This is a genomic window from Kribbella sp. NPDC050470, assembly GCF_044458365.1.
In the GTDB taxonomy this organism is placed as follows: Bacteria; Actinomycetota; Actinomycetes; order Propionibacteriales; family Kribbellaceae; genus Kribbella.
Genome location: NZ_JBITHV010000001.1, coordinates 824,364 through 843,326 on the forward strand (window position 1 = coordinate 824,364; position 18,963 = coordinate 843,326).

16 protein-coding genes are annotated in these 18,963 nt (G+C 67.7%); 6 read left to right on the forward strand and 10 right to left on the reverse strand.

Annotation, left to right across the window (positions count from 1 at the left end; all coding sequences use genetic code 11):
- Window positions 1-8 precede the first annotated feature (8 nt).
- The 3 genes from ACIBGM_RS03905 to ACIBGM_RS03915 are packed head-to-tail and all read right to left on the reverse strand — an operon-like array spanning window position 9 to window position 2,796.
- Window positions 9-839, reverse strand: coding sequence for an ABC transporter permease (locus ACIBGM_RS03905; protein ID WP_360517267.1), 831 nt, complete (start codon window positions 837-839; stop codon window positions 9-11).
- Window positions 836-1,705: an ABC transporter ATP-binding protein gene (locus ACIBGM_RS03910; RefSeq protein WP_360517576.1), complete on the reverse strand. Its 870-nt coding sequence runs from the start codon at window positions 1,703-1,705 to the stop codon at window positions 836-838. Before ACIBGM_RS03910 ends, ACIBGM_RS03905 begins: the two co-directional genes overlap by 4 nt.
- Window positions 1,702-2,796 carry an ABC transporter substrate-binding protein gene (locus tag ACIBGM_RS03915; protein ID WP_396384404.1) on the reverse strand — a complete coding sequence of 365 codons (1,095 nt, stop codon included), beginning with the start codon at window positions 2,794-2,796 and terminating at the stop codon, window positions 1,702-1,704. The genes ACIBGM_RS03910 and ACIBGM_RS03915 overlap by 4 nt, the downstream gene beginning before the upstream one ends.
- A gap of 167 nt (window positions 2,797-2,963) precedes the next feature.
- Between ACIBGM_RS03915 and ACIBGM_RS03920 the strand changes: the two genes are divergently transcribed.
- The 4 genes from ACIBGM_RS03920 (at window position 2,964) to ACIBGM_RS03935 (ending at window position 8,566) form a co-directional block, all read left to right on the forward strand.
- The gene (locus ACIBGM_RS03920) at window positions 2,964-3,818 is read left to right on the forward strand and encodes a fumarylacetoacetate hydrolase family protein (protein WP_396384405.1); all 855 of its coding nucleotides are present in this window, start codon (window positions 2,964-2,966) and stop codon (window positions 3,816-3,818) included.
- 107 nt (window positions 3,819-3,925) lie between these two features.
- Complete coding sequence (locus tag ACIBGM_RS03925) at window positions 3,926-4,819, forward strand: 3-keto-5-aminohexanoate cleavage protein (protein ID WP_396384406.1); 894 nt, start codon at window positions 3,926-3,928, stop codon at window positions 4,817-4,819.
- 85 nt (window positions 4,820-4,904) lie between these two features.
- Entirely contained in the window at window positions 4,905-5,693 is a 789-nt protein-coding gene (locus ACIBGM_RS03930) for an IclR family transcriptional regulator (protein ID WP_396384407.1), read from the forward strand.
- Window positions 5,694-5,728: 35 nt separating this feature from the next.
- Window positions 5,729-8,566, forward strand: coding sequence for an FAD-binding and (Fe-S)-binding domain-containing protein (locus ACIBGM_RS03935; RefSeq protein WP_396384408.1), 2,838 nt, complete (start codon window positions 5,729-5,731; stop codon window positions 8,564-8,566).
- Here the strand turns inward: ACIBGM_RS03935 and ACIBGM_RS03940 are convergent.
- Window positions 8,553-9,605: an SDR family oxidoreductase gene (locus tag ACIBGM_RS03940; RefSeq protein WP_396384409.1), complete on the reverse strand. Its 1,053-nt coding sequence runs from the start codon at window positions 9,603-9,605 to the stop codon at window positions 8,553-8,555. The two genes, ACIBGM_RS03935 and ACIBGM_RS03940, sit on opposite strands and share 14 nt — an antisense overlap.
- 61 nt (window positions 9,606-9,666) lie before the next feature.
- Entirely contained in the window at window positions 9,667-10,560 is an 894-nt protein-coding gene (locus ACIBGM_RS03945; RefSeq protein ID WP_396384410.1) for a carboxymuconolactone decarboxylase family protein, read from the reverse strand.
- A gap of 123 nt (window positions 10,561-10,683) precedes the next feature.
- On the opposite strand from ACIBGM_RS03945, the gene ACIBGM_RS03950 reads away from it, so the two are divergent.
- Complete coding sequence (locus ACIBGM_RS03950) at window positions 10,684-12,108, forward strand: amidohydrolase family protein (protein WP_396384411.1); 1,425 nt, start codon at window positions 10,684-10,686, stop codon at window positions 12,106-12,108.
- Window positions 12,109-12,152: 44 nt separating this feature from the next.
- On the opposite strand, the gene ACIBGM_RS03955 is transcribed toward ACIBGM_RS03950, so the two are convergent.
- From ACIBGM_RS03955 to ACIBGM_RS03975, 5 genes are all read right to left on the reverse strand, one after another.
- Window positions 12,153-13,028, reverse strand: coding sequence for an NAD(P)-dependent oxidoreductase (locus tag ACIBGM_RS03955; protein WP_396384412.1), 876 nt, complete (start codon window positions 13,026-13,028; stop codon window positions 12,153-12,155).
- A 61-nt stretch (window positions 13,029-13,089) separates the two neighbouring features.
- Window positions 13,090-14,511: a four-carbon acid sugar kinase family protein gene (locus tag ACIBGM_RS03960; protein ID WP_360517297.1), complete on the reverse strand. Its 1,422-nt coding sequence runs from the start codon at window positions 14,509-14,511 to the stop codon at window positions 13,090-13,092.
- Window positions 14,508-15,965 (reverse strand): MFS transporter, encoded by a 1,458-nt coding sequence (locus tag ACIBGM_RS03965; protein ID WP_396384413.1) that lies wholly within the window; start codon window positions 15,963-15,965, stop codon window positions 14,508-14,510. The genes ACIBGM_RS03960 and ACIBGM_RS03965 overlap by 4 nt, the downstream gene beginning before the upstream one ends.
- A gap of 126 nt (window positions 15,966-16,091) precedes the next feature.
- The gene (locus ACIBGM_RS03970; RefSeq protein ID WP_360517303.1) at window positions 16,092-16,808 is read right to left on the reverse strand and encodes a GntR family transcriptional regulator; all 717 of its coding nucleotides are present in this window, start codon (window positions 16,806-16,808) and stop codon (window positions 16,092-16,094) included.
- 71 nt (window positions 16,809-16,879) lie between these two features.
- A complete protein-coding gene (locus ACIBGM_RS03975; protein WP_396384414.1) occupies window positions 16,880-17,395 on the reverse strand; it encodes a MarR family winged helix-turn-helix transcriptional regulator in 516 nt (171 codons plus the stop codon).
- Between the two features lie 91 nt (window positions 17,396-17,486).
- Here ACIBGM_RS03975 and ACIBGM_RS03980 point away from each other — a divergent pair, with 91 nt between their 5' ends.
- Window positions 17,487-18,956, forward strand: a complete 1,470-nt coding sequence (locus ACIBGM_RS03980; protein ID WP_360517309.1) for an MFS transporter — start codon at window positions 17,487-17,489, stop codon at window positions 18,954-18,956.
- Window positions 18,957-18,963 lie beyond the last annotated feature (7 nt).

Below are 18,963 nucleotides of genomic sequence, written 5' to 3' on the forward strand. Positions count from 1 at the left end.
CATACCCCCTACAGAGATGACCATCGGCCGGCGACGACTCGTTCCCAGGGGAAGAGGAACAGCCGGTCGATGACCAGGAAGAGGATGCTGATGACGATCATCACGGCGATGATCTCGTCGATCTGGTTCGTCGAGCGCGCGCGGGAGAGCATCTCGCCGAGGCCACCGCTGCCGATGATGAGTTCGCCGGCCACGACCGACCGCCATCCGTAGCTGAACGCCAGCCGGATGCCCACGACGATTCCCGGTGTCGCTCCCGGCAGGTAAACGGCACGGATCGTGTGCAGGGTGCCGGCTCCCAGCGGCTTGAGACCGTTGACGTACACCTGCGGGATCTTCTGTACGCCGGTCATGGCGGAGAACAGCAGCGGGATCGCCGCGGTGTAGACGAGGGTCGCGTACACGGCCCTGTCGGTGAAGCCGAACCACACGATGAACAGCGGGATCAGCGCGATGGCGGGGACATTGCTGATGAACCGGACCATCGGCTGGATCAACCCGGCGGCCGTGCTGTTCAGGGCCAGCAGGACGGCCAGCGGCAACACCACCGCGATCGTGATGCCGGTGCCGATGAGCAGGGTCGTGAAGCTGCCTTGGGCCGCGGCGGGAAGGATGCCGCGCTCGATGAGTTCGGCGGCGGCCCCGCCGACTCGGGCTGGACCGGGCAGGATGGTGTCGTCGTCGAACCTGGCCGCGGCCAGTTGCCACAACGGGAGCAGGACGGCGAACGGGACGGCCTGCAGGAGCCAGATGCGCGGGCGGCCCGACAAGCGGAATCGCCGCAGCGGAGCCAGTTGATCGCCGCCTCGCGTGTCCAGATGTGCGGTGGTCACCGTCATCGCCCGGCCCGCTTCCCGGCCTCGGGCGGAGCGGCCCGGCCGCGCACCAGTTCGAAGACGTGGGAGACGATCTCCTGCAGCCGGGTGTCGGTGGCCATGGCCTCCCAGGTCCGCTGACCGGGCGGGTGGTTCACCGGGACGATCTCCAGCACGCGACCGGGCCGCGCGGTCATGGCGACGACGTAGTCGCCGAGGAAGACGGCCTCGTCCACGCTGTGCGTGATGAAGACGACGGTGCGCTGCGTCGTCTTGGCGAGCCTGATCAGCTCTTCCTGGAGGGTCAGGCGGGTGATCGCGTCGACGGCAGCGAACGGTTCGTCCATCAGGATCACTGGTGGTTCAGGTGCCCAGGTCCGGGCGACCGCCACCCGCTGCCGCATACCCCCGGACAGCTCGCGCGGGTACTTGCTCTCGAAGCCTTCCAGCCCGATCAGCTTGACCAGTTCGGCGACTCGCCGGTTGCGTTCGGCCTTGGGGACGCCGGCGATCTGGAGTCCGTGGGCGATGTTGTCGGTCACGGTCCGCCAGGGGAGTACGGCGAGTTCCTGGAACACCATGCCCCGTTCGCGCGACGGACCTTCGATCGGCTTCCCGTCGTAGAGCACTTGGCCGCGGGTCGGCTTGATGAGTCCCGCGAACATGCTTGCCAAGGTGGACTTCCCGCACCCGCTCGGGCCGACGATCGTCACGAAGTCGCCTTCGCGAATGGTCAGGTTGACGTCGTCCAGCGCGGTGACCTTCGACCCGCGTACTTCGTACTCGTGGCTCAGACCGATCGCCTCGAGGAGCGGTTTCCGCGTCGAACTGGGTGCCTGAGTTGCCGGTTCCATGAGTGGCTGTCCGGTCATCGCCGTACCCCTGTTCATTTGCACTCGGACACGGTGGTCGGCAGCGGCGCCAAGCCTTCGGCCAGACTCGCGTCGTCCGCGAGCAGTCCGTTGATGAAGTCGGTGGCGACGACCTTGTCGTACGGCAGCGGCTTGGCAAGTTTCATGCTGTGGTCCGCGATCAGCTTCGCCTGTTCGGTCATCACGGCCTTCTCAGTGCAGGGCGAGATGCGCGGGTCGAACTCGGAGCTCATCTGCTTGAGTCCCGCGGCGACGTCCTCGACGTTGGCTCCGGAGATGTAGCGCTGGGCGATCGCCGCCGCCTCCTCGGGGTGTTCCCTGGTGAACTTGACGCCTTCCCAGGCTCCGAGGACGTACTGCTTCACGACATCCGGATGCTCGGCCAGGTACTTGTCGGTGACCATGACGCCGACGACGCTCGAGCCGTAGGGCCCGCCACGCTGCAGAACCACGGCCTTGTCGCCCATGGTGCGGATGATCTGGCTGACCGGCGGTTCCATCGGTACGACGACGTCGACGTTGCCCTGGGAGAGCGCCGTCGGCATGTCCGCGAGGCCGATGTTCACCGGCTTGATGTCCTTCATCGACATCCCGTGCGCCTCGAGGTAGGCGCGCAGGAAGTTCTCGTTCGTGTTGCCTTCGGTGATGGCGACGGACTTGCCGATCAGCGAGCGGGGGTCGCCGGCCCGGACGCCGGAGTCCTTCCCGGCGATGATCGCGACCCGCTCGGTGCCCGCGACCACCAGCGGGTTGTTGTGGTACGGCCCGACCATCACGAAGTTGTTCCCCGCGGCGCGTGACAGCGGGACACTCGAGGTCGCGTTCCCGGCGCCGATGTCGGCCGCGCCGGTGACCAGGGCGGTGGCGATCGCGGATCCGGTGTCGAGCACCTGGACGGACACGTCCAGTCCTCGCTCCCGCCAGTAGCCGTTCTCGGCGGCCACCATCATCGGCACGTTGTTCGAGGCACTCGCGAAGAGGCCTTTCACCTTCACCAGCTTGACGGCACTGCTTTGAGCCGTCGGGGCGACCGGCTGGCTGCAGGCGCCGGCTGCGACCGCGACCGTGACAACAGTGCCGGCAACCCACGCCCAGCGAGATCGGATCATCGTCGTCGTTCCTTCCAAGACCGATGGGGAAGAACTCCCCGACTCTTCCCCCAGGTGTCCCGATTGCCGGGACGCTGTCCCACAACGTATGGTTCGGGTCACACGGCTGTCAAGAGGTCGTTACGTGGCTGTCGAAGGGCCGACCAGAAAGCGGGAGAGGGAGCGATATGGCGCAGGCGCTGGTGCGTTTCATCAACAGCGGGCGACCGGAGATCGGCGTGCTCGAGCGAGGGCAGGTGCTGCCGACCGGGCTCGGCGACGAGGCCTGGGCCGAGTGCGTCGAACGGTGGGCTCACGCAGGGTTGCCCACTCAGGGTCCTGCGATTCCGGCAGAAAGCTTGTCGCTGCTGCCTCCTGTCACTGACAGTGCACGAATCTTCTGCGTGGCGCAGAACTACCCGGCCCACGCGGCTGAGGCGGGTGGCGCGAGCCCGCCGCGTCCGGCGATTTTCCTGAAGCCGCCGTCGGCATTCGTCGGTCACGCGTCGACGGTCGAGCTGCCGACGGCTTCGAGCTTCTTCGACTACGAGGGCGAGCTCGCTGTCGTCGTGGGCAGGTCTGGCCGGTGCATCATGCCGGAGGCCGCGGCAGCCCACCTTGCCGGCTACACGATCGGCAACGACGGTTCCGCGCGGGACCTCCAGCCGTCCGTTCTGGCTGATCGGTTCCAAGTCGACTGGTTCGCTGCCAAGGCATTCGATCGCGGCTCCGCACTGGGGCCAGGAGTGGTCCGGTGCTCGGATGTGCCGGACCCTGGCCGCCTGCGGATTCGCACCGTGCACAACGGCGACGTCGTCCAGGACGACCTCGTCTCGTCGATGCACCATCCGATCGAGGAGCTGATCGCCTTCGTCTCCGGCGTCGTGGGTCTGCTGCCCGGCGATGTCATCCTCACCGGCACGCCGGCGGGCGTCGGCAAGGCGCGCGGCGTGGCGTTGGTGGACGGTGACTCCGTGACCGTGGCCATCGACGGACTCGGTGAGCTCCGTACGGCGTACACCGTGTCGACCACTGTGCCATGAGTGACCGAACCGGCACCGGGGGATTGACGGGCAACGATCATCGAGCTACGTTCATGGGACATCGTCCCACTGAGCGGGACATGTCGAGCAGAGAACAGAAGGAACCCATGGACAAGCTGATCATCACCGCCGCGTGTGACTCGCGGGTCTCGTATCCGGCGAACCACTATTGCCTGCCGTCGACCCGGGAGAATGCGGTCGCCATCGCCGACGAGTACGTGCGGTGTCTCGAGGCGGGAGCCTCGATCGCGCATCTTCACGGCATCAGGGCGCTCGAGGCGGAGATCCAGGAGGACGGGAAGAAGCTGAGCCGTCTCGACGTCGACGGGTGGGAGGAGATGACCGTGTCCATCCGCGACCGGGCGGACGGCATCATCCAGTACGGCATCGCCGGCGCCCGGCTCGAGGATCGCGTCCCGCTGATGAAGCTTGGGCCCGACATGATGTCGGTGGCGTTCAACTCCCACGACGAGTACTTCCAGCCGGACCCGTCGTACCCGCCGAACGCCATCTACTCACTGCACCCGCTGGAGGAGTTGCGCGAGTACACGAAGGTGACCGCCGAGCACGGCGTGAAGATCGAGGTCGAGTCCTTTCACTCGGGGGCGCTCTGGAACCTTCGCCGTCTGCAGGACGAAGGGCTGCTGCCGGGGCCGGTGTGGACGACGCTCTTCATCGACTGGGACGGCGGGTCGTGGACGCCGCCGCAGGAGCGAGCGCTGCAGTTCATGGTCGACTCCCTGCCGACCGGAGTGAACTGGAACGTCAGTGTCATGAGCCCTGAGCGTCACTGGAACATCCTGGCCATGGCCATCGGCATGGGTGGGCACATCCGGGTGGGCTACGAGGACAACCCGTATCTGAGCCCGGGCGAGCTCGCGGACAGCAACGCGCGGCTGGTCGACAAGGCTGTCCAACTGGCCACGTTGCTCGGCCGGGAGATCGCCTCGCCCGACGAGGCGCGGGAGATCATCGGCCTGCACACCCGTGTGCCAGCATGAGCTGAGACCGTGATCACCGGTGCGCTGGTCGGCGGCAGCTACAGTGCGCGCTTTGGGGAGAGCACTCGAGGAGCAAGGACGGCCAATGACGACCGATCAGAGCGGCGAGGAGAAGGGCGGCCAGTCCGTCCCTATCTCCCAGCGTGTCACCGACACCTTGTACGCACTGACGCAGAGCGCAGGTGTGCTCAGCGTCCGCACGATCGCCGAGGCGACCGGGAACAGTCGCAGCTCGACCCACCGGATCCTGCAAGCGCTCGCGGAGAGTCAGTACGCCGAGCAGCGCGAGGACGGCGGGTACACGGTCGGCCGGCGGCTCGTCGAGTTGGCGGCGCGGGTCTTCGGGGTCGTCCCGTCGCTCAAGATCGTGGACGACATCATGTCCGCGCTCGTCGACCAGGTCGGGGAGACCTGCTACCTGGCGACGTACAACGAAGGAGAGACCTTCGCGACCTTCGTCCACCGGGTCGAGAGCAACCACTCGGTCCGGCACGTGCAGGCCCTCGGCACCAGGCTGCCCCTGCACGCCGGCGCGGTCGGCAAGGCGATCCTCTCCGCGACCGACATCGCCCTCGACAGCCTCGAGCTGACCGAGTTCACTCCGCGGACGCCGACCACGGTCGCCGCTCTCAAGAAGGACGTCGAGTCGGCTCGGCAGCTCGGCTACGCGACGTCCTTCGAAGAGCGCGTCGTCGGTGTCGACGGCGTCGCCGCTCCGCTCATCTCCGGTGACACCGTCGTCGGCGGTCTCACTGTTGCCATACCCACCTCACGCGCTCCCGAGGGCGGTTTCGATGCCATCGGGGAGCTCGTGCGCGAACGAGCGCACGAGCTTTCGTCGGCCCTCACCGCAATGGGGGTCAAGCACATCTGAGCCGCGGGCGCGCGTGAATCGAGAAAGGTTTACGTGTGCCTTCGAATGCAGCACGCTCGATCGCAGCACGGTTGCGTGCGGCCGGGCTCCACGACGTACGGGACGACACGACCACGCGCGCCGCTTACTCGGCCGACGCCTCGTTGTACCGCGTTGTCCCCGAGGCCGTCGCGTTCCCCGCCTCGGCCGCCGAGGTCGCACTGGCGGTCGGTGCGGCGCGTGAGCTCGGGGTGCCGGTCACCGCCCGCGGTGCCGGCACCTCGGTGGCCGGCAACGCCATCGGGCCGGGCCTCGTCCTCGATCTCAGCCGCAATCTGCACGGCATTCTCGACGTCGACCCGGCCACCCGGCTCGCCCGAGTGCAGCCCGGGGTGGTGCTGGCCGACCTTCAGCGAGCCGCCGGCGCTCACGGCCTGCGGTTCGGTCCGGATCCCTCGACGCACAGCCGCTGCACGATCGGCGGGATGGTGGGGAACGACGCGTGCGGCTCCCGCGCGCTCGGCTACGGCCGGACCGCGGACAATGTGGAAGCGCTGCGGCTGGTCACCGGCACCGGTGACGAACTGTTCGCCAGTCGTGGCGTCGGCGGTCCCCGGACCGATGGCTTCGCCGCCGGTGTCGCCGAGGTGCGGTCGGTCGTGGGGGACGGCCTCGCCGTCCTGCGCACCGAGTTCGGCCGATTCGGGCGGCAGGTCTCCGGGTACGCGCTGCACAACCTGCTACCCGAGAACGGGTTCGACCTCACCAGGGCGCTGGTCGGCTCGGAGGGCACGTTGGGCGTGCTCACCGAGGTGACCGTGCGCCTGGTGGCAGAGCCTGCCGAGCGTGTCCTGGTAGTGCTCGGGTTCGACGACATCGTCAGCGCGGCGGAAGCCACGCCGATGGTGCTCGAGTACGGCCCGACTGCGTGCGAAGGACTCGACGCCCGGATCGTCGACGTGGTCCGGCGCCGGCGGGGTGCGGCCGCCGTACCGAACCTGCCGCGGGGTGCGGCCTGGCTCCTCGTGGAGCTTCCTGGCGAGTCCCGCTCGGAAGTACTCGACCGTGCGCGCGAGCTGGCCGCGTCCGTCGATGCCCTCGAAGCACGGGTGATCGGTGACATCGAGCAGAGCGCCGCGCTGTGGCGGATCAGGGAGGACGGCGCGGGGTTGGCCGGCCGGGCTCCTTCGGGTGCTCCCGCGTGGGCCGGTTGGGAAGACGCGGCCGTACCGCCGGTGGCTCTGGCCGCTTATCTCAAGGAGTTCGAGGAGCTCGTGCGCCGGAACGGACTGACCCATATGCCATTCGGTCACTTCGGCGACGGCTGCGTACACACCCGGCTGGACTTCGCTCTCAGGGCCGATCACGGCGCGGACCGCATGCGTGCCTTCCTCACTGAGGCGGCCGAACTTGTCGTCCGTCACGGCGGTTCGCTGTCGGGCGAGCACGGCGACGGACGGGCGCGTAGTGAGCTGCTGCCGATCATGTACTCGCCAGAGGCGCTGCGGATCATGGCGGCGGTCAAGCATGTGTTCGATCCGGACGGCGTACTCAACCCTGGCGTTCTCGTCGAACCGGTGCCGCTAGTTGGCGCACTCAGGATGACATCGTCGCTCCCGCAGCTCCGCCAAGTCGGCTTCGCCTATGCCGAGGACGGAGGTGACTTCGGGGAGGCAGTGCACCGGTGTACCGGGGTCGGGAAATGCCGGGTGACGGCAAGCGCAGGCAGCACGGTGATGTGCCCCTCGTACGTCGCCACCCGCGAAGAGAAGGACTCGACCCGGGGCCGGGCGCGCGTCCTGCAGGAGATGGTGAACGGGCAGCTGATCGACGGATGGCGCAGTCCCGCGGTCCACGAAGCGCTGGATTTGTGCCTTTCCTGCAAGGGCTGTGCCACGGATTGTCCGACAGGCGTCGACATGGCGACCTGGAAGTCGGAGGTTCTGCACCAGACCTACCGGCGACGCTTTCGACCGCTCAGTCACTACTCGCTCGGTCGCCTGCCCCGATGGGCTCGGCTGGCCAGTCATGCGCCCGCGGTGGTCAATCGCCTCGGTCGGGTGCCTGGACTCCAGCGGCTGCTTCTCACGGTCGCGGGAATCGATCCGCATCGCAATGTGCCCAGCTTCCCGGCAGAGACGTTCCGCAGCTGGTACCACAACCGTGGTGCGAACGAGGGAGCGGCCGCAGACGTGTTCCTGTACGTCGACAGCTTCACCGACCTGTTCACGCCGGAGGTCGGCAAGGCGATGGTGACAGTTCTCGAGGCGGCCGGATACCGCGTCCGCCTCACTCCACGCGAGGTGTGCTGTGGGTTGACCTGGATCTCCACCGGACAACTCGACCAGGCAAAGCGGATCCTGGGTCGCACCATCGACTCGCTCAGCCGCACGACCGGCGAGCTGCCGATCGTCGGCATCGAACCCTCGTGCACCGCTGCGCTACGGCACGACGCGGTCCGTCTTGTGCCGGGTGATGTCACGCGTGAGGTGGCCGGCCGGATCGTCACGCTTGCCGAACTCCTGGCTGATCATCCGTCGTGGACACCGCCGGACATGTCGGACCTGCGAGTGGTGGCGCAGCCGCACTGCCATCACCACGCGGTGATGGGTTGGGACGCCGACGCCACCCTGCTCGCGCGGGCCGGCGCCGACGTCGATCGCGTGGGCGGGTGCTGTGGGCTGGCCGGCAACTTCGGCATGGAGCGAGGTCACTACGACGTCTCGGTAGCGGTCGCAGAGCAGCAACTTCTGCCGGCCATCGCGCGATCGGAGCAGGGGGACGTCGTACTTGCTGATGGGTTCTCGTGCCGCACTCAGGTGAACGACCTCGCGCACCGGTCCGCCCTGCATTTGGCGCAGCTCATCGCGCAGCGCCTCACTAGGACGGGATGACCCTCTCCGCCTGAAGGCGGCGCAGCCAGTACAAGACTGCGTCCTCGGTGTCCATGCAGCCTGGGAACCCTGCCAGACGTAGTTTGACCGGGCTCATGAGACGGTCGAAGGGGCGCTCTTTGCCGAAGCCGAACGTCAGGTCTGCGGTCTGCCAGGAGGAACCGACCACGTCGTGCATGGTTCGCGGTTGCAGCCCATGCTTGGCCACGATGTCGTCCCAGACGCCGGCCTGCCGTGGCATCTCCTCGGCCAGGCGCATCGGGACGTGCTCGCCGGCGGGCATGTCGAAGTGGGCCGCGATCGAGGGCCACAGGTCGCGCCAGACGATGGCGTCGCCGTTCACCACGTTGAAGGTCTCGCCCGATGCGGCATCCGTGGTCGCGCAGAACTCCACGGCCTGGGCGATGAGGCGGCTGTCGCTGCACGCCGTGACGTAGATTCCGCCTCCAGGGAAGTCCAGGGGACGGCCCATTTCCCGCAGTACGGCGGCGTAGACGCCGATCGCCGAGATGATGTTCATCGGGCTCGACGTTGCGCGCCCCAGAATGAGCTGGGGGCGCAGGATGTTGAACGACCATCGCCCGGCGGCGGCCCGCTCGCGGAGCAGGTCCTCCTGCTGCCAGTAGAAGATGCGGTGCGGCAATCGGGGCCAGCGTTCCTTGGCCGGCACCGGCACTCGGCCGAGATGTGAGCCGTACGCCTTTCCACCCTGCAGGACGGTGACGTGCTCCAGGGCTCCGTTACGTTCAACGCCGTCGAGCACGTGGCGGAGCATGGCCAGGTTGGTCTGCTGCTGTTGATCGCTGCGCCAGCCTGCCTCCAGATCGTCCTCCTCCTGCAGAGCCGCGTACAGCACATGGGTGATCGGCGGGCCTTGGCGAAACGCCGCTGCGCAAGCGTTCTGGTCGGTCAGATCGACCTGTAGGTGCGGACCTGTCCAGCCCAGCGGAGGCCGTCGCGACAGCGTGACCACCTCCCAGCCAGGTCGCGCGGCGAAGTGCTCTGTCGCCGCTGCGCCAACCAGTCCGGTCGCGCCCACGACCAGGATCCGTCCCTGCATGTTCCTGTCTCCCTCTTCGACGTCGGTCTGCGTCGCAAGCTCAGAAGCTCGCACCCTCGTCCTCGACGATCGCGACGAGATCGCGAATACGCTCTGGTACGACGTTCGGGTGGCCGACAAGCAGCACCGACTGGAAGAGCACCTCCAGTACCTCTCGGGGTGAGGCTCCCTGACGGATCGCGGTTCGCATGTGATGGCGAGTCTGGACGATCTCGCCGATCGCGAGCGTGTTGCCGACCATGCACAGCAGACGCGTGCGGTGGTCGAGGACGAGCCGGCCGTACATGTCGTCGTACCCGAGGTCGTAGAACGCCTTGGTGAATCCCTCGTCGAGGCTGCCTAGGAACTCTGCGTTGTCGAGAGTGTGCCGCGGTCGCAGGACCAGAGCGCTGCTGATCCCTTGCCAGCCGTACTTCGCGAGTAGCGCGTCGGCTCGTGGGTCCGCAGCATCCTCGGGGTGCCACCGTGAGCGCTCTTCGCCGAGATCGCGCTCGGATGCGCGCTGCCCGACCTGGAGACCGCGACTGCACAACTCGTCGAGCTGGCCAGCCTTTCCGAGTTCGTCGGCGAAGATCGACAACGCTTCGTCGACCAGCGGCTCGCCGCCGTAGATCGCGCATTGGAAGATGACCTCGAGAACCTCTTTGAGGTCGATGGACTCGGCGATCGCGGCCTGGACCGTCTCCCGGAGGCGCTCGTAGCGGCGCGACATCGTGAACTGCCCGGTCATCACCAGCAACCGGGTTCGCGGATCCAGGGTGGGACGGCCGAGAAGCCGGGCCGCGTAGCGGAGCCATGCGTGTGCGAAGGCGGGGTCGAGGCGAGCACGCTGTTCGAATCGGGCCCGGATTCCGGGCTGGTACCGGGCGACGACTGCCAGTGCGGCCGAGTGCTCATCGGCGAACTCGTCCGTCACCTGTGCTGGATGTCTCATCGAGCAGTTCCTCTCTGATGGATCCCTTGACGCCTTCGGATTGCTGCAACAGACTGGGACAGTGTCCCATGTATCGGGACAGAACTCTACATCAAGTCCGTCCGGTCGAGAGCAGGAGTGCTGATGGCGAACCAGGTGACGACAATCCGCGGAGGTCTGGTGATGTCGGCCGGCGCAGGATCGGCGACGGTTGATCACCTGGATGTCCGCTTCAGCTCCGACGGCTGGATCACCGAGGTCGGTCCCAACCTGCAGCCCGTGGCGGACGAGGTCGTCATCGACGCCGGCTCGATGGTGGTGATGCCGGGCATGGTCGACTCGCACCGGCACCCGTGGCAGGCGCTGATGCGGTGTGTCAGCACCGATCAGACCGTGGTGGAGTATCGCTCGCTGGCCAGAGGGCGGCTCGCGGCGCGCTACCGCCCGGAGGACGTCTACGCCGCGATCCTGCTCTCCGATCTGGAGGCCATCAACGGCGGTGTGACCGCGATCTCCGACCTCGCCCACATCATGAACTCACCTGAGCATGCCGACGCAGCGATCCAGGCTCACGTGGACAGCGGACTGCGGGTCCTGTTCTGCCATGGAGAGCCGAACGACCTCGAGGTCGACGCCTGGTACCACAACAGCAGCCGCAAGCACCCCGACGACGTCCGGCGGCTGCGAGACGATGTCCTGCGCGACGATGACGCCCGGGTGACGCTGGGGATGAAGGTGCGACCACCGTTCCTGGTCACTCCGGAAGTGCTGCGCTACGACTTCGAGCTCGCGCGGGAACTGGATCTGCACGTCGCGATGGACGGTGGGCTCGGGGGTGGCTGCTGGACCGGTGCCCGCTGGGGCGACGACGGACTTGTCCCGATCGAGGACATCCGGAGAATCGGGCAGCTCGGCCCACACCTGACGCTTGTCCACTGCAACAACCTGACCGACTCCGACTTCGCTCTGATCGCCGAGAGCGGGACGCATGTATCCATCTCTCCGGACCACGAGATGCTCTGTGGCCATGGGCTTCCGGCCACCATTCGGATGCGGCATCACGATCTCGAGCCGGCCCTGTCGACCGACAGCTTGGTGGCGGTCAGCGGCGACATGTTCGGTGCTATGCGCAGCCTTCTCGCCGCGACGCGTGGGGGCATCTCCGACGCGGCGTACCGGTCGGGTGAAGCAGTCTGGAGCTGGGAGATCACCTCGGAGGATGTCTTCCGCTCGGCGACGCAGTCGAGCGCTGCGGCCTGCGGTCTCGGCGACAAGATCGGATCACTCGAGCCGGGGAAGCGCGCCGACATCGTGCTGCTGAAGTCCGACCCGTTCAACCTCACACTTCTCAACAACCCGATCGCCAACGTCGTCACGTCGGCTCATCCGGGCAACGTGGACACAGTCATCATCAACGGCGAGGTGATGAAGTCCGGGGGAGCTCTCGCGTTCCCGGATGTGAACGCCGTCGTCGAAGCCGCCGAACGGAGCCGCGCTCATATCTTTGCCGAGACCGATCTGTCCACTCTCAAGAAGCCGCAGGTCGACAAGTGGGCCATGTTCGCCTGATGGCGATGGGTTCTCGCCGCGCAGAGCTGTCCCGGCTACGGGTGTCACGCACGACCGCGGAGTACGTCGTAGACGACGGAGTCGTCCTTGCGGCCGAGTCCCTTGCGGCGACCGGTGAGGTAGAGCTGTTCGGCTGTGGCGGCAAGCGGGGTGGGTTGCTCGACCGATTTCGCGGTGGCGGTGACGATGCCCATGTCCTTGACGAAGATGTCGAGGGCGCTGCGTACGTCGTCGAAGGCGCCGGCGACCATCCGGCCACCGCGGTCACTGAACATGAAGGAGCCGGCGGCTCCGGTTTTCAGCACGGCCCAGGTCGATGCGACGTCGAGGCCCATCGAGTCGGCGAGGGCCAGTGCCTCGCCGGCCGCAGCGATGTGCACGCCGCAGAGCAGTTGGTTGACCACCTTGACCTTCTGGCCGTCGCCCGGCTTCGGGCCGACCGTCGGCGCGGTCGAGGCCATCGCGTCGATGATCGGCCGGCACCGGGCCAGGTCCTCGTCGGAGCCCGACACCATCACGAGCAAGTCACCTGTGGCTGCCCGGGCCACACCGCCCGAAACGGGTGCATCGACGAGGCCCACGCCGAGCTCGCCGAGACGCTGGGCCCAGCCCTCGACCGGGCCTGGTCCGACGGTCGCCATGATGACAACGACTGCTCCGGCCTTGAGCTGACTGGCCGAGCAGCCGTCGCCGAACAGAACCGCTGCGACCTGGTCCGGCGTCGCCACCATCAGGACGAGGATTTCCGCGTTTGCCGCCGCGGCCTGGATCGAGTCGACGGCGGTCAGGCCTGGGCCGGCCAGTGACCGGGCGCGCTCGAGGGAGACGTCGTACGCCGTGACGGCGTGGCCGGCCGCGGCCACGCATTGGGCCATCGGGCCACCCATGGCACCGAGGCCGATCCATCCGACGGTGGTCATGTCATTTGCTCCTTGCGGGGAAGCGATGCTGGATCCTCAGCAGGTCGTAGATGGGCAAGAATTACCGGTCTCCTTCGGTGGCGGCCCGCAGCCGGTCGAGGACCAAGGCCAAGGCGTCGACTGCCCCGACGTTGCCAGGGAAGACGACGAAGGCGCAGCCGATGACATCGGGCGGGGCCTCGGCCGGGGTGAACAGCGAGATCTGGCCCGGCAAGAACTGCCCGGCGACAGTGGCTCGCCGGATCCCCAGACCACGAGCGGCGAGGTCGTGGGAGGTGATGCCGCCCTTGGCGACGACCCAGGCGGGGCGGGCCGCGCGGGCCTTCTCGACCACGGTGACGAGCGCCGTCGACACCGTGCGGGCGATGTCCAGACTCGCTTCCGGGTCGTTGTCCACGGCCACCAGATCGCGGCTGGTGCAGACCAGCACATCCGAACCAGGGAGGGCGGCGACGATCCGCGCCGCGGTCTCCTCGATGTGGGTCGCGGCGTTCGACGGGTCGAGCAAGGCAGGAACCTGCAGCTCGACCTCGACGAGACCGCCACGTCCCCGAGCCTCGTGCACCTGCCGGGTGGTCAGCCCGACGTGGCTGCCGACCGCGATGAGACCGTGCCGGGTGCGCGAGGCGTCGATGGCAAGGTCGGCCGGGCCGAGTACGTCCTTCGCCTCGATTCCGGCCAGCGCCCTGACGAACGAGGGCCCGGACCGGGTCAGGAAGGTCTTGCCGGCGTCCCGCGCCAGTTGCAGTCCGAGCGCGACCACTTCGAGATCGGCGTACGACGTGCAGTTGACGACGACCCAGCCGAGCCCGGACACCTCGGTGAGGATCTCGGCGACCCGCTCCGGGCCGCCGATCCGGATGTCGTCGAGGGACAGACTTCGGACGTCCGCCGCCGCGATCGTTCCGCCGGACCGTTCGGCGATGAAGTCCCGCAGGTTCGACGAGGTGTACCCGAAGGTCTTGTCTCTGGCGAACTCGGTGTCCCCGACCGGTGTCGGTACGCCGTCGACGACAGCGAAATGGACGTCGTCGACGGTGAAGCGGCCTGCCTCGATCATGGCCGGGCAGAACAGCACGCCGTCCACTGGGCGGCCGATGACAGCCAGGTGCTCGGCGGCGATGGCCTCGATCTCGGCGTGTACGTGGCCGCGCAGTGTGCTGTCGCTGCGGGAGACCACCTCGACGGTCGCCCCGGTGTCGGCGGCCAGGGTGTAGAGGTCGTACGCCACGGCGCGGTTCAGCTCGACGGCCTGAGCTTCGTCGAGCGCCCGGGTGTTGGTGAGAACGAAGCAGGTGTCCGCGGGTGCTGCCAGCCCGGCGGCGTACTCGGATCGTTCGAGCACCGTCACGACGGAGACGCCGTGCACGGCCTGGGATCCGGTCGGGTCGTCGTCCAGGACGGCCAGTCGCCGGCCGGTCCGCCGGTTGTGCTCGCGGATCCGGGCCGCGGCGCCGGCCTGCAGGGTGGCGGAGGCGGTCATGCCATGGCCTTCTCGGTCCGGGTGGGGCTGACCTTCAGTTTGCGGCCGACCGGCTCGATCTTGCCCTGGTAGCCCACGAAGGTGATGCAGGCGAACAGGACCATGCCGATCACGCCCACCCCGGCGATGGTGTACGTCGCCATGTCCTGGGCGTGAGCGTTGACGGCGAGTTGGGCGGCGTCGAGGGTGCCGGTCTTCGGCGGTGTGACGAAGCCGTAGGCGTTCAGGACGGCGGCCCGGATGTTCGGCGCGAAGAAGCCGCCGAGGTTGCCCAGAGAGTTGATCAGGCCGATGCCGGCGGCCGCGGCGGCGCCGGTCAGGATCGAGGCGGGGAAGGTCCACATGATCGGCTGGACCGAGACCAGGGATCCGGCGACGAGGCAGAGGAAGGCGATCGCGACGACTGGTTCGGCCTTGAACAGCACCGATCCGGTGAGGCCGATCACAGCCAGCGAGTAGGCGAAGACGGCCGTCCACCGGCGCTGACCGGTCTTGTCGGAGAACAGGGTGGTGTAGCGGGTGATCACCAGCGCGACCAGCCAGGGGATGGCGGTGATGACGCCGACCAGGAAGCCGACCTTCTGGCCGGTCAGCGCCTGGACCTGGCTCGGCAGGTAGAAGGTGAAGCCGTACATGCAGATCTGGACGGAGAACGAGCAGAGCGCGATGTACACCAGACGGGGATTGGTCAACGGCTTGTACCAGGGCTCGTGGTGGCCGCGACCGGCGGCCGCGCGCTCCTCGTTGTCCAGTGCGATGGCCGCGTTGAGGACCTTCTTCTCGTCGGCGTTCAGCCACTTCGCGTCGTCCGGCTTGGAATCCAGGTAGAAGTACACCCAGAACCCGAAGACCACAGTGAGCAGACCTTCGAGTCCGAACATCCACTGCCAGCCGGCCAGACCGAGGATGCCGTGCATATCGAGGAAGGCACCGGACACCGGTCCACCGAGTACGTACGCCAGTGGGATGCCCATCATGAACAGCCCGGTGAACCGCGAGCGGTACTCCGCCACCGCCCAGTAGGTGATGTACAGGATGACGCCCGGGAAGAGGCCTGCCTCGGCGACCCCCAGCAGCACGCGGACGCCGTAGAAGATCCACTCGTTGTGCGCGAACGCCATCAGCGCGGAGATGACGCCCCAGGTCACCATGATCCGGGCCAGCCAGAACTTGGCGCCGACCCGGTGCAGCAGCAGGTTCGACGGCACCTCGAAGAAGGCGTAGGCGACGAAGAAGATGCCGGCCCCGAGGGCGTACGCCGCCTCGGTGAGCCCGGTGTCGGCCATGTACTCGGTCTTGGCGAAACCGATGTTCACCCGGTCCAGGAAGGCCAGGGTGTACATCAGCAGCAGGACCGGCACCAGGCGCCACTGCACCTTGCGCATGATCGAGCCCAGCGTCGCCTCCGCGGCGCTGCCGGCGAGGGTGGCGGTGCCAGGACGTGGGGATGGCATGGTCGGACCTCGATTCGTCGGAGCCCTGGGCGTCGGACTCAGCGGGCTCAGCAGGTGGTGCGAAAATCTATATAAAATAGATTTCGAGGTCCAGAGGGAGTTTTGTGTGACCTGAGTCACACGGGATCAGCGGGGTTGGGCGGCCAGGTCCTTCAGGGACCGCCGGCGGATCTGGTTCATGTGGACGCGCATGGCCTCGACGGCGCCCGGCAGGTCGCCCTGCTGGAAGGCGGCCAGGATCGCCGCGTGCTCACGGACCGCGAACTGCGAGTCGTTCACACCGACCACGACACCTTGGCGTCGCCGGTGCAGGTGTCCGCCCAGTCCTTCGGCCATTTGGACGACGTACCGGTTGCTGGACCGGTGCAGGATCGCCAGGTGGAAGGACCAGTCGGCCTCGAAGTACTCCCGCTGCCGAGCCATGACCGACGGATCGCCGGCCGGCAGCTCGGCGAGGCGCTGAGCCGCTGCCGCATGCTTCTCCTGTGCGGCCTCGAGTTGGCGAACCAAGCTGTCCAGGTCGCCGGAGATCAACTCCATCGCCCCGAGTTCCAGTAGTTCCCTGGCGTCGACGAGCTCCGACATCTGGGCTTCGGCCAGTAGCGGGGCCACCCGATAGCCCTTCTGCGCGACGCGGGTCACCAGGCCGGTCGTCTCGATCCTGGCCAACGCCTCACGGACCGGCGTGGGGGACACGTTCAGCAAGGTGGCCAGATGCTCGATCCGCAGCGCCTGTCCCGGCTCGACCCGGCCGCTGATCAGCAGGTCGATGAGCGCCTCGTAGACCCGGTCGCTGAGGACGAGCCGGTCACTCTCGTCCAGCGGGCTCACCGGCAAGGACACGGCTGCCCCCTTCCGCGAAGTGTCTACCAACGATCAGTAGCCTAACCCGCCGTCGACTCCCGACGAGGTTGCTACGCCGGTGGGTGCTGGGAGGGGGACTGGGGGCGGGTCTTGACCAGACCGTCCCTGATGGCCGTGAGCAGCGTGAGGGCGGCGTCCAGGTGCGTGTCGTCGCCGCCGGCGGCGAGGCTGACGGCGGTCGCCCACTCGTGCCTCACCAGGGAAGAGTTGGCGCGGCCGTGTTCGGTTGGGCTGACGGTGACGCCGCGGCCGTCGGCCGGGCTGGCCTGCCGCTGGATCATGCCCTTGTGTTCCAGGCCGCGCAGCGTCGTGGACAGGTTGGTGCGCTGGAGTCCGGTGGCGGCGGCGATCTGACTGGGGGCGGCTGCTGCTTCGTCCTGGAGCAGGTAGCGCATCACCATGCCTTCGGACTGGGTCAGGCCGACAGCCTCGGCGTCGGCGTAGCCGCGGTACTGGATCTCCCGGCTGATCACCAGCGCCAGGTCGGCGAGGTCGGCCCAGCGCTTCTCGGCGGCTGATCTGCGGGCCGGCCGAGGGCTGCGGCGCGGCGATGGGTCCTTCGTCACATCGCCAGCATAGATGATTGCCTGTCCATAGTTATGAGCGCATACTAATTCTGTTCGAATAGTTATCGTCTCATAATTAGTTGGAGAAGCAATGGCCGTCACTCTCCCCGCACGGCAGGCTGGGCATCCCTCGCCGCGTGCGGTTGCGCTGTCCGGTGGGTTGCACCCGGCCGGTGTGTTCTTCCTGCTGGCGGGCGCGTTCCTGCCGATCATGGATTTCTTCATCACCAACGTCGCGCTGCCGAGCATCGACGCATCACTGCACGCGTCGGCGTCCGAGCTGGAGCTGGTGATCGCCGGGTACGGCGTCGCGTACGCCGCACTGCTCGTCCTCGGCGGCCGCATCGGCGACCGCTTCGGCCGCCACCGCGTCTTCCTCGGCGCCCTCGTCGGCTTCATCGTGGCCTCGGCGGTGTGTGGCTTCGCGCCGACTGTCGGCGTACTGATCGCCGCCCGCATCGTGCAGGGCGCGACCGCTGCGCTACTGGTCCCGCAGGTGCTCGCCACCTTCCACCACACCCTCGAACACGAACGCAAGGCAAGAGCCCTTGCCCTGTACGGCGCCACGTCCGGTATCGCGGCCGTGGTCGGTCAGCTGGTCGGCGGACTGCTGGTCAGCGCGGACATCGCCGGGGCATCGTGGCGGCCGATCTTCCTGGTCAACGTGCCGATCGGCCTGGTGGTGCTGATCGTCGCAGCCCGCATCGTGCCCAACACTCGTTCGGATCACCCGGTAGGCGTCGACCTGCCCGGCACCGTCCTGTTCGCCGCCACACTCACCGCCGTACTGGTCCCTCTTACCGAAGGCCATTCGCTGGGTTGGCCGTGGTGGACCTGGGCGATGATCGCCCTCGCGGTCGCGATGGGCGCCATCACCATCGTGGTGGAGCGGCGCGCAGAGCGCCGTGGGCAGATTCCGCTGCTGCCGCCGTCATTGCTCAAGCTGCCGTCGATGTCGCGGGGCCTGGTGATGGTGTTCGCCTTCAGCATCGGCTTCGGTGCGTTCATGTTCGTCTTCGCCTTGACCGTCCAGGACGGTCTGCACGCCGACGCGCTCCACGGCGGCCTGGCGATTCTGCCGATGGCGTTGATGTTCTTCGCCGGTTCACTGTTCGCGCCGCGGTTGATCGGCCGCTTCGGACGGGCGGCGCTGTCGGCCGGAGCGATCATCCAGTTCGCCGGTTTGGCGTCGCTGGTCGTCGTTGTCGTCGACCGCTGGCCGCACGTCCACCTCTGGGACATGGCCGTCCCGCTCGCGCTGTCCGGAGCCGGGGGGTCGATGCTGTTCGCCGGGCTCTTCCGCAGCGTGATGGCCGACGTCCCGACGCATCTCGGCGGGGTCGGCAGCGGCGTACTGATCACGCTCCAGCAAAGCGGCCTTGCGCTCGGTGTGGCCACCCTCGGCACGCTCTACCTCGCCCGTGCGGAGCACAGCACCCCGCACGCCTTCGCCACCGTCGAAGCCGTGCAGATGGTCATCATCGCCCTGCTCGCCGTCGGTGCCGCCGCGTTGCCCCGGTTCACCAAGGCGGCCGCGGCCGCGCCCGTCCTCGACGCCTGACCGGGGA